Genomic DNA, 14,868 nt, shown 5'->3' on the forward strand with positions numbered 1-14,868 from the left:
AGAACGTGTTCTAGTATTGGGGGACGAACTTCCAAGGAGCTGTGATGAGCCAGGCTGTGCTGGACGGCGTGCGAGACATTCTTCCCGGTCTGCGCGAGCGCGCGGAAGAGACCGACCGGTTGCGCCAGGTGCCCGAGGCCTCGGTCAAGGAGCTGGTCGAGACCGGCTTCTTCCGCATGCTGCAACCGCATCGGTTCGACGGGCTCGAGGCCGACCCGGTCGACTTCTACACCGCCGTCAGCATGATCGCGTCGGCCTGCGGCTCCACCGGGTGGATCTCGTCGGTGCTTGGCGTCCACCCGTGGCAGATCGCACTGTTCCACGACACCGCGCAGCAGGCGGTGTGGGGCGATGACACCTCGACCCGGCTGAGCTCGTCATACGCACCGACCGGCAAGGCCACCGTCGCCGACGGCGGCTACCAGCTGCAGGGCCGCTGGAGCTTCTCCTCCGGCTCGGCGCACGCGACCTGGGTCCTGCTCGGCGGGCTGGTCTTCAACGACGAGGGTCAGGTCGTCGACTTCAAGACCTTCCTCGTCCCGCGCGACAAGTACGAGATCGTCGACGTCTGGAACGTCGTCGGCCTGTCCGGCACAGGCTCCAACGACATCGTGGTCGACGAGACCTTCATCCCCGAGGAGTTCACCCTCTCGATGAGCGAGACCGGCCGCTGCGTCGGCCCGGGGCAGGAGCAGAACCCCAGCGACCTCTACAAGCTGCCGTTCCACTCGCTGTTCACCACGACCATCACGGCGCCGATCGTCGGCATGGCCCGCGGAGCGTATGCCGAGCATGTCGACATGCAGCAGAAGCGCGTCCGAGCGGCATATGCGGGGGAGAAGGCGTCCTCCGACCCGTTCGCCGCCGTACGCATCGCGCGCGCGTCGAGCGAGATCGACGGGGCATGGGCGCTGTGCATGTCCAACATCCGCGAGGAGCAGGCGCTGGTCGCCAAAGGCGAGAAGATCCCGCTCTCGCTGCGCCTGCGGGTGCGCCGCGACCAGGTGCTGGGCACCCAGCGCGCCATCGACGCCATTGACGCGCTCTTCGAGGCCTCGGGTGGCCGTGCTCTGGCCCAAGGAACCTATCTCCAGCGCGCATGGCGAGATGCGCATGCCGGCCGGGTGCACGCGGCCAACGATCCCGAGCGAGCGCTGCAGATGTACGGCATGTTCGAGTTCGGGCACAAGGTCGACCCGGGAATGTACTGATGGTCACCAGCTCCAACGGAGGACTCGATCGCGAGTCCACCCGGCGGTCCGCCAAGGCCGGCGACCTGACCCTCAACTACTACGAAGCCGGCGAGCCGACCGAGGTGGGCGGCGGTCTGCCGCTGGTGATGCTGCACGGCGGCGGGCCGGGCGCATCGGCGTGGTCCAACTTCGGCCCCGCGTTGCCCGGCTTCGCCGGCGACTTCCGAACCCTGCTCGTCGACCAGCCCGGCTTCGGGCAGAGCGACAAGCCGCCCGTCGTGGGCAACTACTTCCGCTTCGCTGCCGAGGCGGTCAAGGAGCTGCTCGACGAGCTGGGCATCGAGCGCCTCCACCTGCTGGGCAACAGTCTGGGCGGCGGCACGGCGATGCGATTCGCACTGCTCTATCCGGAGCGGGTCGGCCGGCTCGTGCTGATGGGGCCGGGCGGGCTGTCGCTCAACCTCTTCCACGCCGACCCGACCGAGGGCGTCAAGCGACTCATCGAGTTCTCCAGCGCACCATCGGAGCAGGCCCTGCGGGCGTTCATCTCCAGCATGGTCGTCAACCAGGACCTGGTCACCGACGAGCTCGTCGCGGAGCGGTATGCCGACGCGACGGCACCGGGCTCGATGGAGGCCATGCAGTCGATGGGTATGTCGTTCTGGAACCCGGACAGCTTCGAGGACGGCCTGCTGTGGCGCGACGCGCACAGGCTGCGGCGTCCGACCCTGCTCACGTGGGGTCGCGAGGACCGGGTCAATCCGCTGGACGGCGCCTTCGTGGCGCTGAAGATGATCCCCAAGGCGTCGCTCCACGTCTTCCCCAACTGCGGGCACTGGGCACAGATCGAGGCGGCCGAGGAGTTCCGAGAGGTATGCACGGCCTATCTCGCACGTCACGTCGAACGATCGAAGGGTAAGTCATGATCGACATACGGTCGATGGGTTATGCGCGGGTTGCCAGCACGGACCTGGGCGCGTGGCAGCACTTCGGCACCAAGGTCCTCGGTCTCGCCGAGGGGCGCGGGCCCACCGAGGGCAACCTCTACTTCCGGATCGACGAGGTCTCGAGCCGGTTGGTCGTGTTCCCCGCAGACGAGGACCGGTTGGACTGCGTCGGCTGGGAGCTCGCCGACCACGACGCGCTGCAGGCAGCGCGCGAGCACCTGATCAAGTCGGGCGTCGACTTCGCGGAGGGCACGCCCGAGGAGCTGGCCGAGCGCCGGGTGCAGGAGCTGATTCGGTTCACCGACCCCTTCGACAACGCCTTCGAGCTCTTCCACGGCATCACCTACGAGTCGCGCCCGGTCGTCACGCCGTATGCCGCCCGGTTCGTCACCGGCGACCAGGGGATGGGGCACGTCGTGATCCCCGTCGACGATGATGTCGAGGCGCTGAGCTTCTATCGTGACGTGCTCGGCTTCCGACTGCGCGACTCGATGTCGATGCCCGGCGAGTTCGTGGGCAAGGAGCCCGGATCGAAGGTCTGGCTGCGATTCCTCGGCGTCAATCCACGGCACCACTCCCTGGCATTCCTGCCGATGCCCAACGCGAGTCGATGCGTGCACATGATGCTCGAGGTGGAGCAGCTGGACGACGTCGGCCGCGCCCTCGAGCGGGTTCGCAAGCACAAGGCTCCGCTGTCGGCCACGCTCGGCCGCCACATGAACGACGAGATGGTGTCGTTCTATGTGAAGTCGCCCGGTGGTTTCGACATCGAGTTCGGCTGTGAGGGCATGACGGTCGACGACCAGCGCTGGGTGGCGCGGGAGTCGACCGCGGTGTCCTACTGGGGCCACGCCTTCGGCCAGTCGGGCTAGGCGGCCCCACCGTGGACCCCTTGACCGACGCCAACGTCCCCGACGGCATGAGGCCGGACGCCGCAGCCTCGTGGCCGCCCCGTGAGCTGATCGACTCGTTCCTGGGCGGCAGCGACGAGATGTTTGCCTGGCGTCCCGGCGAGGTCGTCCACATCGACGGTGAGGCAGCGCAGGCCGCCGCCCGGACATACCGCGATGTGCTCGGGCAATATGCCAGCGGCGTCACTGTGGTCACCACGACGCTCGGCGGTGTGCCCGTCGGCATGACGTGCCAGTCGTTCACCAGCGTCTCGCTGGATCCACCGCTGGTCGCCTTCCTGCCGATGAAGACATCGCGCGCCTTCGCGGCGATCCGTCAGTCCAGGCGGTTCTGCGTCAACTTCCTCGCCGCGGACCAGACTGATGTGTCGAACAGCTTCGCGTCACAGGCCGTGGACAAGTTCGACGGAGTCGCGTGGCACTCGACGAGCAACGGCATGCCTCGCCTCGAGGACACGGTCGGCTGGGTCGACTGCACCGTCCAGGACGTCCACGAGGCCGGTGACCACTATCTCGTCATCGGCAAGGTCGAGGACCTCGGCCAAGGGCAGGGCCACACGGACAAGCCATTGCTGTTCCACCAAGGGCGCTACCGCACAGCGGAGTAGCCACCACACACATCTGCCACACCGGGTTGAGCGAGGGCGACATGAATCTTGGCCGCACTGCAGTAGTACTGGGTGGAAGCATGGCGGGGCTGTCCGCAGTCGGGGCACTGGCGCCGCACTTCCGCGAGGTGATCGTCCTGGAGCGTGATGAGCTGCCACCCGACGCCGAGCACCGCCGCGGCGTGCCACAGAGCAAGCACCCACACTTCCTGCTCAACTCCGGGCGGCGAGCGATCGACGCGCTGTTCCCAGGCTTCGAGGCCGATCTCATCACCGCCGGCGGGATGCCGCTGATCGCGTCGATGGACACGGCATATCTCGAAGAGGCCGGGTGGGCGCCACGCAAGCAAGGGGCGCTGGACATGGTCTATGGCTCCCGCATCCTGATCGAGCGCGTCCTTCGGGACAGGGTGCGGCAGCTGCCCAACGTCATGATCCGCGAGGGTGTATCGGTCAACGGGATCGACACGGATGAGGGCGGTCGCGTGACCGGCGTGCGTTTCACCTCGACGGCAGGCGACGAACGCTTCGGCACTGACCTCGTGGTCGATGCGCTGGGCCGGGGCTCGTCGGTCTCGGACTGGCTCGTCGCTGCGGGCCAGCGAGAGGTCCCGGTCAAGACGCTGGACGCCAAGGTCACGTATGTCTCGCGCTGGTATGACGTGCCCGAACCTGAGCAGAAGTCCACCTCCTGGTGGTGGAAGCACATGGTGATCATGCCGACGCAGGACAAGGGCGACCATCCGCCCGAGCACGAGTTCCTGGTCAACTTCTTCCCGATTGAGGGCAACCGCTCGATTGCCTGCATGGGCTCCTGGGGTATCGACATGCCTCGCACGGTCGATGCCTTCGCCGCGTGTGCCGATCGCCTGCGTACGCCCCAGTTCGCCGCGGCGATGGCGGCCAGCGAACCGACGTCCCAGGTCCACCTGACTCGGTCGACCGGCAACAAGTGGCGGCGCTACGACAAGCTGCCGACCGCGCCCGAGGGCATCGTGTTCGTCGGTGACGCGATCTGTGCGTTCAACCCGTTCTACGGCCAGGGGATGAGCGCCGCAGCTGCCTCCGCGGTCCTGCTCCGAGATGCGCTGGAGTCGACGACCGAGCTGGACCAGAGGTTCTTCAAGGGACTCCTTGCGGCGCAGCGCAAGAACCTCAAGGTGGCGTGGGCGATGGCGATGGCGCGCGACCGGGGCTATGAGTGTGCGACCGGCACCGAGACGGCGCCGGCATGGCTGCGCAAGCTCCTGGCCGCGACGACATGGCCGATGTTCAACGCGATCACCGGCGCCTCTCGTGAGGACGCTGTCATCGACGAGCACTTCGCCAACGTCTTCAACCTGGACGAGTCGATCGGCCAGATGATGCGAAGTCCACGCGTGATCTACGGGTTGCTCCGCTACCAGGTCAAGGCTGTGCTCGGTCGACACCAGATCCCGTTCGGGTTTGACTCCCAGCTCGAGCCTCCGGGCACGGACTGGACCCGGCGGACCGGCGACCGTGAAGCCCAGCTGGAGGCGACGGGGTGAGCGCGACGTGTGAGGAGGCCGCAGAGCAGGTCACACGTGAGCTGGGTTTTGACTGTCATGACGTGAGTCCTGTCGTGTCGGTGCACAACCCGTTCGACCTCGCGAGCTGGACCATGCCGGTGCTCGAGGTGCTGATCATCGGCGGGGCGGTGTTCGCGCTGGTGCACGCCATCCGCAGGCTCCGAGCCGGTGACCCGATCAACCTGGCGTTGTGGTGCGCGCCGCTCGTCTATCTGTTCGTCACCGAGCCGCCGTTGTACTTCCCGGAGTGGTTCGGGCTCGACGAGCAGTTCGGCTTCATCTTCGCGCACAACATCTTCACGGTGCAGTTCATGTGGGATCGCCTGCCGCTCTACATCATCGCGATCTATCCGGCGCTGACCCAGCTGGCGTACGAGATCGTGCGGGTCCTCGGAATCTTTCGGGACCGGGGAGCGTTGGTGGGGTCGGTGGCGGTCGCATTCGTGTGCCACGTCTTCTATGAGATCTTCGACCAGCTCGGTCCCCAGCTGAAGTGGTGGGCATGGAACGACGACAACCAGGATGTGAACCATCCCGCGCTCGCCTCGGTGCCGATGAACAGCATGCTGCTGTTTGCCGCTGTGTCATTCGGCGTCATGACGTTCCTGGTCGTCAAGCTCGTGGGCGGTGGCCCACGCAGTGGATGGTCGCTGACCTGGCGGATCGTCCTGGCCGGCGTGCTGGCTCCACCTGCGATGGGGCTCTTCGGCATCCCCGCTGGCATCTTCGGCGGTGAGACCCCCAACGTCACGGCACAGGCCTGGGTCATAGGGGTGGAGCTGGGACTCGTATGGCTCGCCGGCGCGTGGATCCTGGCCACCCACGTACGCCGCGGTGTGGCGGGGGAGCCGATGACTCTGTTCGCGCGGATCTACCCGGCCATCTACCTGGTGGTGTTCGCGGCGCTCTGGCTCGCGGCGCTGCCGGCATTCCTCGACGTGGACGACGGCATCACGAGCGACGGCACCCCGATCGGCAGCGGTCTCTACACGCTCGCCTGCTTCATCGGCGCTGCGGCGATTCTCGCCATGCTGCACACGGGTCGCCGAGCGAGGGTCGACGAACCCGTGGGCGCTGACTGAGCTAGCCGTGGCTTGCCTCGGCAAGGTCCAGGGCGAGACCATCGGCGCCCTGATAGGGCATCGACAGGGTCAAGCGGTCGACCAGGCCGCAGAGTCGTTCGCGCATGGCCGTGCCCGCTTCTGCGACCTCACCCACGACGGCGAAGGTGTGAAGCACCTCGTCATCAATGAGGTCGGCGAGCTCAGACCACCTGCCGGTCTTGGTCAGCATGTTGGCCTCTTCGTGCAGGTCGCCCCACCCGTGGTGGTCGAGGACCGGCTTGTAGGCCGGCGTCGAGGCGTAGAAGCCGATCTGCTGGCGAGTTCCGGCGATCGCACCCGCCAGGGCCTCCTCGGTGTGTCCGCTGGCCACCATGGCCATGGCGGCGATCTCGAAGGTGTGGTCTGTCCGACCTGAACGGGCCTTCGTCAGCGCCGGGACCGTCACGTCCTCCAGATAGCTGCGGGAGATCAGGGGATGGCAGATGATCCCGTCACCGTACGTTCCGGCCGCCTTCACCATCAGCGGTCCGACCGCGGCCACCCAGACACGCGGGGCGTCAAAGCCCAGCGGGCCCGGGTTGAACAACGGCGGCATCAGGGTGTGCGCATAGAAGTCGCCGCGGAAGTCCAACGCGTCCCCGGTCTGCCAGGAGTGCCAGATCGCACGGAGTGCCTTGACGTACTCGCCCATCCGCTTGGCCGGCTCGGACCACGGCATGTCGTAGCGCCGCGTGATGTGGGCCTTGATCTGCGATCCCAGCCCGAGGATCGACCGACCTCCGCAGAGCTGGTGCAGGTCGTAGGCGGAGTAGGCCATCGACATGGGTGTGCGCGCGAACGCGAGCGCGATGCCGGTGCCGAGCTCCAACGTCTCGGTGTTCGCCGCTGCGAGCGCCAGGGTGATGAATGGATCGTGCACCGCTTCGGGGACGAAGAGCCCGCGGACACAACCTCGTCCTTCCACTTCCCTGGCCATCGCGCCGGCGTGCGAAGGCGGCCCGTGAAAGGCCAGGTCGATTGCCAACGGAACCTTGTCTGCCACGTCAGTCTCCTCGTTCGTCGTCCTGCGACGGTCGCGCATGACCGGCTCTTGGCGTCAGCGCCTGATCGCCGGATCCCAGCGGTTGGCCAGCAGCTTGAAGCTCGGGGTGTCGTCGATCGAGGTCATCGCCTCATAGATCCGCTCGTACCCGGTGGCCGAGATCCTCCACGTGCCGGCTTCCCGGCGGTATTGATCGGAGTAGTAGCCGCCGCCACGGATGGTCACCTTGAAGTCGGGCACGATCACCGTGTCCTCGAACGCCCACGAGCCGGTCGCCGTGTCACCCTCGACGTCGATCTCAGGGTAGTTGCCGATGTGAATCGTGATGATCCCCGTGCCGAGGTTCTCCGACATGTAGCGAACGACGTCGGCACGGTTGTCGAAGTGCAGAGGTGTGTCCATGGCCTGGGTCCCGTAGCGAGCTTGGACATCCTCGGTCAGGGTGTCCTCGAGCTCGTCCCACCGCTTGAGATCGAGTGCACGGAAGTAGCGGTACTTCAGGCGACGGATTGATTCGAGCGATTCAAGATCCATGACCGAATCCTAGAACGTGTTCTACATTGATGGCATGTGTTCTGGAATCGTGTTGTCCCCGGCTGTCCGCGGAATCGAGCTGGCTGCGCGCCTCGGACTCGGGAGTGGTTCATGACGCTGTCGTCCATGTCGTTCGTCCTCTCCGAGATGTCCACCGCAGCGGTCGAGGCCTCCGAGGTGCTGTATGGCGGGTTGGCCGCCGACGTGCGCCTCCTCGTCGACGTCGCCATCCGCACCCGGGTGGACGCAGAACGAGTCGCAGCAGCACGCGACCTGGTCCGGCAGGCGGAGCAGATCCTGGCCGAGGACGCCTCGCCCGAGGCCGCAGGCATTCACTTCAACACCGAGGGCAGGTCGTGGAACTGGGGCAACGCGGTGGTCGGCGTCCGCAACGCGATCGCTCCGCCGGTGGTCCTGCGCTGGGTCGACGACCGAACCGTACGATCCGAGGTCGACCTGGGAGCGGCCTACGAGGGTCCGCCCGGCTGCGTGCACGGCGGGGTTTCGGCCCTCCTGCTCGACCACCTCATGGGTGAGTGCGGGAGCGCGGCGCACACCCGACTCATCGTCACCGGGAGCCTCACGTTGCGCTATCTGCGTCCGCTCCCGCTGGGCAGGATCCACATGCAGGCGCAGATCTCGAGGGAGGACGACCGCAAGGTCACCGTCACGGCGCACCTCGGAAGCGACGACCATGGCGATAAACCAGCGGTCGAGGCGACCGGGCTGTTCATCGTTCCACGGTGGGCGCGCGAAGGGGCCGTTTCCGGCTCGCTCGACTGAGCAGCGGCCCCAGCCACCGATCAGCCGCAGGTCATCCGCCCCATGCCGTGAGCATCCTCTTGCCGGCTTCGCTCAGCGTCCCGTGACCCTCGGCCACCCGGCACCAGTCCAGCGTCATGTCAGCGAACTTCTGTGGGTTGTAGATGTCCTCCTCGCGGATCAGGTCGCCCTCGTCGTCAAAGGTCAAGATGGTGATGTTGGAGGCTTCGTGAACCGAACCGTCGCCCGGGTCGCGCATGATGTTGCGGATGTCGCAGATGACCCGGTTGGTGGGTGGATCGATCACCCGCCAGGCGGCAGGGAACCCGATCATCTCGTTGGCGGGGAATGTGGTCATTGTCCCGATGATCCACTGCCGGATCTCCTCGCGGCCGGAGAAGTCGCCGTATGCATGCTCGCAATAGGTGGCGTCCTCGGTGAACATGTCGGCAAACGCCGACCAGTCACCGCTCGCGCAGATCTCGTCGACGCGCGCCGCATAACGGTCGAAGGCTGCCTGCAACATGTTCTCGTTCTGGGCCATGGCGGTACTCAATCACACGTGGGGGACACCCCTAGAAGATGAGCGCTGCCCGCTGCTGGTGGGGGAGGCCGAAGAGCTGGTTGAGGGCTTGCGCCCGCTTGAGCACCAGGTGGGCGTCGTGCTCCCACGTGATCGCGATGCCGCCGTGCAGCTGAATCGTCTCGGCCGCGACGGCCATCGCGGACTCACCGCAATAGGACGCGGCAGCAGCGGCGAGGCGGTCAGCGTTCGGTGCGCCGTGCACGTGTGCCTGAACCGCCGCCCAAGCACCCGCGCGCGACATCTGCACGCCTACGAGCAGGTCGGCCATCCGGTGCTTGAGCGCCTGGAACGAGCCGATCGGGCGCCCGAACTGCTCGCGCTGCTTGGTGTAGTCGACCGTCATGTCGAGGCCGCGCTGGGCGCAGCCGACCTGGAGTGCGGTCGTCGAGAGGGTGCCGACCAGGTGTGTCGTCGCGAGCACGTTGGCCGCGTCGAGCTCGATGACCTCGGCCGGCACGCCGTCGAGGGTGAGCCCGGCGAAGCTGATCGTCGGGTCGAGGCCGGCGACACGCGTACGGGTGAGGCCCGCTGCGGTCGGATCGACGGAGAACAGGCCGATGCCGCCATCGTGGTGGGCGGGGACCAGCAGGATCTCGGCGACATCGCCGCACAGGACAGGGGAGACCGAGCCGTGAAGAGCTCCGTCGCTCCAGGTGACCTCCGCGGCGGTGTCAGCGGGACCCGTGACACCCGACCAAGCCAGCGTGGCAATGGCGCCGCCGGCGATTCGCTCGAGCAGGGGACCCTGACCTCCGGCAGAGACCAGGGCAGCAGAAGTCACGACGGACGGCAGCAACGGTGACGGAGTGAGCGCACGACCGAGCTCCTCCAGGACGACGTATGTCTCGGCGAGGGTGAAGCCGGCCCCGCCATGCTCCTCCGGGATGGCCAGCGCGGCCGCGCCGATCTGATCGCAGAGCGTCGACCACAGGTCGGTGTCAAACCCGGTGGGTTGCTCGATCGCACGCCTCACCGACCGGCTGTCGGAGCGGCGATCGAGCAGGTTGCGAACCGCGCTCGCGAGCTCGGTGTGCTCCCTCGTGGGGACCAGATCGGTCATGCCGGTTCCCCCGTCAGAAACGCACGATACGGAGTCGCCGGCATGAGCGGCTGACTGCTCCCTCGCTGGCGCTCGGTCATCGCGCATCCAAGAGCGATGTGAGCACGCGCTCGCGGTGGAAGGCCGGTGTGCCCCAGGCCGACTGCAAGGCCTGGATGCGCAGGAGCCACCGGCTCAAGTCATATTCGTCGGTGAAGCCGATCGCCCCGTGGGCCTGCAGCCCGACGCGCGCCGCAAGACGGGACGCGCTCGCGCAGTGGACCCTGGCCGCCGAGACGGCACGCGGTGACGGGTCGACCGCCGCACCGAAGACCAGCGGGCGGGCGAAGTCGAGGGCGATCCGCACGTCAGCAAGCTGGTGCTTGATCGCCTGGTAGGAGCCGATGGCGCGGCCGAACTGGGTGCGCTGCTTGACGTATGCCACGGTGTCGGCGAGCACCCGTTCACCGGCGCCGAGCAGCTCCGCCGCGGTGGCCAGGACGGCAAGGTCGAAGGCCGCATCGAGGTCTCCGTGCTCCACCGGTTCACCGGCCGTGACCTCGAACAGATGGCGGCTGGGATCCACAGATGTCACCCGATCACCCGCAGAGGCCTGATGGAGTCCTGCATCGACGATCGCGTAGACATCGGTCACCACGTCGGCATCGAGGGCATATGGCATCGCCACGGTGGCCCAGGACTCCGAGAGGTTTGCTGCTGGCAGCGCCACGGGGAGGTAGGCCGCCGACTCGATCCATGGGCCGGGCACGGCGTAGCGGCCGAGTGCCTCAAAGGCGACACACATTTCGACCGGGGTGGCCTCGGTGGCGAGGGCTGTCACGCCCAGGTCCGCCAGGCGGGACCACAGCCGGGTGCCCGGATCGCGGTCGCCGGCAGCCCAGGCTCGGTTGACGGCCAACGCGTCGGCGCGGGACAGCAGGTCGTCGAGGGACCGGGCGAAGCCGGTCTGTTCTGCGGTCAGCTCGAAGTTCATCCGGGCTCCCCGCGTGCCGCTCCGCGTGGTTCCTTGGGCAGACCGAGGATGCGCTCGGCGATGATGTTGCGTTGGATCTCATTGGTGCCCGCATAGATCGGCCCGGACAGGGAGAACAGATAGCCGTCGGTCCACGTCGATGCGACCTCGGCCTCGTCTCCGAGCAGGTCGAGCGCCGTCTCGTGGAGCGCCACGTCGAGCTCGCTCCACCACACCTTGTTGATCGAACCCGTCGCACCGACGTCACCGCCGTCGGCGAGCCGGGTCACGGTGCCCCAGGTGTAGAGGCGATAGGCCTCGGCACGGACCCAGGCCTCGACCACGGCTGAGGACAGCGCCGGGTCGGGCGCTTCGGCATACACGCCGAGGAGCCGATCGGCGGCCGCGCAGAATCGCCCGGGCGAACGCAGCGACAGGCCCCGCTCGTTGCCCGCCGTGCTCATCGCCACCCGCCACCCGTCGCCCGGCTCGCCGAGCACATCGGCATCCGGCACGAAGACGTCGTCAAAGAACAGCTCGGCGAAGCCCGCCTCGCCGTCGAGCTGCGCGATCGGCCGCACCGTCACGCCGGGAGCGTCCAGCGGGAAGCAGAAATAGGTCAGCCCGCGATGGCGCTCAGCCTCGGGGTCGGAGCGGAACAGGCCGAACCCCTGATGTGCGTATGCCGCGCGGGATGACCAGGTCTTCTGGCCGTTCAGTCGCCAGCCGCCGTCCACCGCGGTCGCGGTCGATCGCAGCGAGGCGAGATCGGAGCCGGCCTCCGGCTCGGACCAGGCTTGGGCCCAGATCGTCTCGCCGGTCGCCATCGGCGGCAGCCAACGTTCCTGCTGCTCGGCCGTGCCGTGGTCGAAGATGATCGGCGCGAGCAGGAAGATGCCATTTTGCGAGACTCGTCCGGGTGCTCCTGCGCGGTAGTACTCCTCCTCGAAGATCACCCACTCGACGAGGGAAGCGCCACGCCCGCCGACCTCATCGGGCCATGACACCACCGACCAGCGCGCGTCGGCGAGTCGGCGCTCCCACTCCTGGTGGGCGACGAAACCATCGGCGGTGTCCATCGACGGCAGGCACTCCGCCGGGACGTTGGCAGCCAACCAGGCTCGGGCCTCGTCGCGGAATGCGAGCTCGTCAGGGGTGAAGTCGAGGTTCACCCCTGCTCGCCGTCCTTTCGGTCACGAGCCTTGTCGGCCATCGACTTGGCGTCGAGGCCCCCGAGGGAGTCGCCCCCGACCTCGGCATTGTGGGCGTGGGCGAAGTGGTGCAGCCCGAAGACCGAGTCCATACCGGCGCGCATGCCCTGCAGGTCCTCGGCCTGGTTCACCGCCTTCTTGGTCAGCGCGAGGCCGAAGCGGGGCATCTGCGCGATCCGGCCGGCCATGGCCAGCACCGTGCTCTCCAGCTCGCTAGCCGGCACCACCTGGTTGACCATGCCGAGCTCGAGGGCGCGACTGGCGGGGAAGCGGTCGCCGGTGAACAGGAACTCCTTGGCAGCGCGCGGGTTCATGACCCATGGATGCGCGAAGTACTCGACGCCGGGGATGCCCATGCGCACGACCGGGTCGGAGAAGAACGCGTCATCCGAGGCCACGATGAAGTCGCACGACCAGGCCAGCATCAGCCCGCCCGCGATGCAGGCGCCGTGCACCATCGCGATGACGGGCTTGGGGATCTCGCGCCACCGGCGGCACATGCCGAGATAGACCTCCGACTCGCGGGCGAACCGCTGGTCGCCGCCTTCCTTGTCGGTGTGGTCCCACCAGATCACGGCCTTGCGCTCGAAGGTCGTGTCGACGTCACGCCCGGGCGTCCCGATGTCGTGGCCGGCGCAGAAGTGCTTGCCGTTGCCGGCCAGGACGATGACCTTGACCCGGTCATCGTCGGTCGCTCGTTGGAACGCGGCGTCCAGGGCATACGTCATCGCCGAGTTCTGGGCATTGCGATATTCCGGCCGGTTGAGCGTGATGCGCGCGATCTGGTCGACGACCTCGTAGGTCACCACCTCTGCAGACAGCCCAGGGTGTTCGGTCGTGGGGTGTTCGGTCATGGGGTGCTCCCTTCGTGGGTCGTGCGCAGATCGTTCTTGAGGACCTTGCCGGACAGGTTGCGGGGGAGTGCGTCGACGAAGACCACCTCGCGCGGCGCCTTGAAGTTGGCCAGTCGCTCCCGGGCGAACGCGATCACGGTCTCTGCATCGGGGCCGCTGTCGTCGCGCCGCACGACGTACGCCTTGCCGACCTCGCCGAGGCGCTCGTCCGGGGCGCCGATCACGGCGACGTCGACGACGCCGTCGAGGCGTACGAGTGCCTGCTCGACCTCGGCCGGATAGACGTTGAAGCCCCCGCAGATGTACATGTCCTTGAGTCGATCGGTGATGCGCAGATAGCCGCGGTCATCGAGCACGCCGACGTCGCCGGTGTGCAGCCACCCATCGGCATCGATGGCTTCGGCGGTGCCCGCGGGATCGTCGAGATATCCGAGCATCACCTGCGGGCCGCGGAGCAGGAGCTCACCCTCTTGGCCCACCGGCAGGTGCTGCCCGGTCTCGGGGTTGGCGATCGCCGTCTCCATGCCGTCGATCGCGCGGCCGCAGGACGTTGCCACGGTCTCGTCGCTGTCGCCCCGGCGGCACATCGTGGCGACGACGCACTCGGTCATCCCGAACGCCGTGATCACCAGGTCGAAGCCCATCTCGGTCTGCAGCCGCTCGACCAGCGCGACCGGCACGTTGGCGGCGCCGGTGTTGGCGAAGCGGAGTGATGAGGTGTCGGTGGTGGCGAAGGCCGGCGACTCCAGCAGCCCGAGGAAGATCGCGGGAGCGCCCGGGACCATCGTGATGCGGGCCGACTCGATCAGCTCGAGCGCCGCATCTGCGTCGAAGGTCGCCATGGGGTGCAGCACGCATCCGTGCAGGAGGCCGACGAGCACACCGACCTTGTAGCCGTAGGAGTGGAAGAACGGGCTGATCACCAGGTAGCGATCGGCGGGACCCACCTCGCCGACCGCGCTCCAGCTCGCTGCCGCGGCGACGGTCTGCCGGTGTGCGCTGAGCACGCCCTTGGGTCGGCCGCTGGTCCCGGAGGTGAACAGGATGTCGGCGATGTCGTCGGGGGTCACCGAGTCGGCCGCCGCGTCGACCGCGTCGACATCCTCTGCCCGGGCGCTCGCTGCGAGATCGGCGACGTCCGCCAGGTCGAGGATCGGGGCAGAAGGGACGAGGGTGCGCAGGTCGGCGATCTGGGTGCGGCCGAGGAAGCCATCCGCAACGACGACCAGCGTCGCGTGCGTGCGATCGACGATGTCGCCAACCTCGTGGGCGGTGTAGCGGGAGTTGGCCGGCACCAGGGTGCCGCCCGCGTATGTGACGGCGAGCCCGGCCACGACCCAGTCGATGCTGTTGGGAGCCCACAGGACGACGCGACCGCCCTTCTGCAGGCCGCGGTGGTGAAAGGCCGCAGCGGTGTCGCGGACCAAGGAGTGCAGCTCGGTGAAGGTCAGGGAACGGCCGTCCATCGAATAGGCCGGAGCGTCGCCATACATCTGTGCGGCGCGGCGCACGAGCGCGGGGACAGTGTCGCTCACGAGCTCGCTCACGTGCCCTCCTTCACCGCTGACCAAACAAGTGCTTGGTAGGCTACCTT

The 14,868-nt window shown here is 67.5% G+C and carries 15 protein-coding genes; 7 read left to right on the forward strand and 8 right to left on the reverse strand.

The annotated features are described in order from the left end of the window. Positions 1-44 precede the first annotated feature (44 nt). The 6 genes from hsaA to WKF39_RS01970 all read left to right on the forward strand — a co-directional run bounded on the left by hsaA (position 45) and on the right by WKF39_RS01970 (position 6,291). A complete protein-coding gene (gene hsaA, locus WKF39_RS01945) occupies positions 45-1,211 on the forward strand; it encodes a 3-hydroxy-9,10-secoandrosta-1,3,5(10)-triene-9,17-dione monooxygenase oxygenase subunit (RefSeq protein WP_340385334.1) in 1,167 nt (388 codons plus the stop codon). Further along, a complete protein-coding gene (gene hsaD / locus WKF39_RS01950) occupies positions 1,211-2,119 on the forward strand; it encodes a 4,5:9,10-diseco-3-hydroxy-5,9,17-trioxoandrosta-1(10),2-diene-4-oate hydrolase (protein WP_340385336.1) in 909 nt (302 codons plus the stop codon). The genes hsaA and hsaD overlap by 1 nt, the downstream gene beginning before the upstream one ends. Then, positions 2,116-3,012: an iron-dependent extradiol dioxygenase HsaC gene (hsaC, locus tag WKF39_RS01955; protein WP_340385338.1), complete on the forward strand. Its 897-nt coding sequence runs from the start codon at positions 2,116-2,118 to the stop codon at positions 3,010-3,012. The genes hsaD and hsaC overlap by 4 nt, the downstream gene beginning before the upstream one ends. 11 nt (positions 3,013-3,023) lie before the next feature. Continuing rightward, the gene (locus tag WKF39_RS01960; RefSeq protein WP_340385340.1) at positions 3,024-3,659 is read left to right on the forward strand and encodes a flavin reductase family protein; all 636 of its coding nucleotides are present in this window, start codon (positions 3,024-3,026) and stop codon (positions 3,657-3,659) included. A gap of 41 nt (positions 3,660-3,700) precedes the next feature. Beyond that, positions 3,701-5,188 (forward strand): hypothetical protein, encoded by a 1,488-nt coding sequence (locus WKF39_RS01965; protein WP_340385342.1) that lies wholly within the window; start codon positions 3,701-3,703, stop codon positions 5,186-5,188. A 62-nt stretch (positions 5,189-5,250) separates the two neighbouring features. Next, positions 5,251-6,291, forward strand: a complete 1,041-nt coding sequence (locus tag WKF39_RS01970; RefSeq protein WP_340385344.1) for a hypothetical protein — start codon at positions 5,251-5,253, stop codon at positions 6,289-6,291. 1 nt (position 6,292) lies between these two features. On the opposite strand, the gene WKF39_RS01975 is transcribed toward WKF39_RS01970, so the two are convergent. Both WKF39_RS01975 and WKF39_RS01980 read right to left on the reverse strand, forming a co-directional pair. Next, positions 6,293-7,315, reverse strand: coding sequence for a TIGR03617 family F420-dependent LLM class oxidoreductase (locus WKF39_RS01975; RefSeq protein WP_340385346.1), 1,023 nt, complete (start codon positions 7,313-7,315; stop codon positions 6,293-6,295). Positions 7,316-7,369: 54 nt separating this feature from the next. Continuing rightward, a complete protein-coding gene (locus WKF39_RS01980) occupies positions 7,370-7,849 on the reverse strand; it encodes a nuclear transport factor 2 family protein (protein ID WP_340385348.1) in 480 nt (159 codons plus the stop codon). Positions 7,850-7,960: 111 nt separating this feature from the next. On the opposite strand from WKF39_RS01980, the gene WKF39_RS01985 reads away from it, so the two are divergent. Further along, positions 7,961-8,632: a PaaI family thioesterase gene (locus tag WKF39_RS01985; protein WP_340385350.1), complete on the forward strand. Its 672-nt coding sequence runs from the start codon at positions 7,961-7,963 to the stop codon at positions 8,630-8,632. 31 nt (positions 8,633-8,663) lie between these two features. Here the strand turns inward: WKF39_RS01985 and WKF39_RS01990 are convergent, their stop codons facing one another. The 6 genes from WKF39_RS01990 to WKF39_RS02015 all read right to left on the reverse strand — a co-directional run bounded on the left by WKF39_RS01990 (position 8,664) and on the right by WKF39_RS02015 (position 14,821). After that, positions 8,664-9,155 (reverse strand): nuclear transport factor 2 family protein, encoded by a 492-nt coding sequence (locus WKF39_RS01990; RefSeq protein WP_340385352.1) that lies wholly within the window; start codon positions 9,153-9,155, stop codon positions 8,664-8,666. A gap of 31 nt (positions 9,156-9,186) precedes the next feature. Continuing rightward, positions 9,187-10,257, reverse strand: coding sequence for an acyl-CoA dehydrogenase family protein (locus WKF39_RS01995; RefSeq protein ID WP_340385354.1), 1,071 nt, complete (start codon positions 10,255-10,257; stop codon positions 9,187-9,189). A gap of 76 nt (positions 10,258-10,333) precedes the next feature. Next, on the reverse strand, positions 10,334-11,230 hold the full coding sequence (locus WKF39_RS02000) for an acyl-CoA dehydrogenase family protein (protein WP_340385356.1): 897 nt from the start codon (positions 11,228-11,230) through the stop codon (positions 10,334-10,336). Next, positions 11,227-12,381, reverse strand: a complete 1,155-nt coding sequence (locus WKF39_RS02005) for an acyl-CoA dehydrogenase family protein (protein WP_340385358.1) — start codon at positions 12,379-12,381, stop codon at positions 11,227-11,229. The genes WKF39_RS02000 and WKF39_RS02005 overlap by 4 nt, the downstream gene beginning before the upstream one ends. Then, positions 12,378-13,274: an enoyl-CoA hydratase gene (locus tag WKF39_RS02010; RefSeq protein WP_340385360.1), complete on the reverse strand. Its 897-nt coding sequence runs from the start codon at positions 13,272-13,274 to the stop codon at positions 12,378-12,380. Before WKF39_RS02010 ends, WKF39_RS02005 begins: the two co-directional genes overlap by 4 nt. Further along, positions 13,271-14,821, reverse strand: a complete 1,551-nt coding sequence (locus WKF39_RS02015; protein WP_340385362.1) for an AMP-binding protein — start codon at positions 14,819-14,821, stop codon at positions 13,271-13,273. Before WKF39_RS02015 ends, WKF39_RS02010 begins: the two co-directional genes overlap by 4 nt. Between the last annotated feature and the right edge of the window lie 47 nt (positions 14,822-14,868).

Source organism: Aeromicrobium sp., assembly GCF_037719875.1.
In the GTDB taxonomy this organism is placed as follows: domain Bacteria; phylum Actinomycetota; class Actinomycetes; order Propionibacteriales; family Nocardioidaceae; genus Aeromicrobium.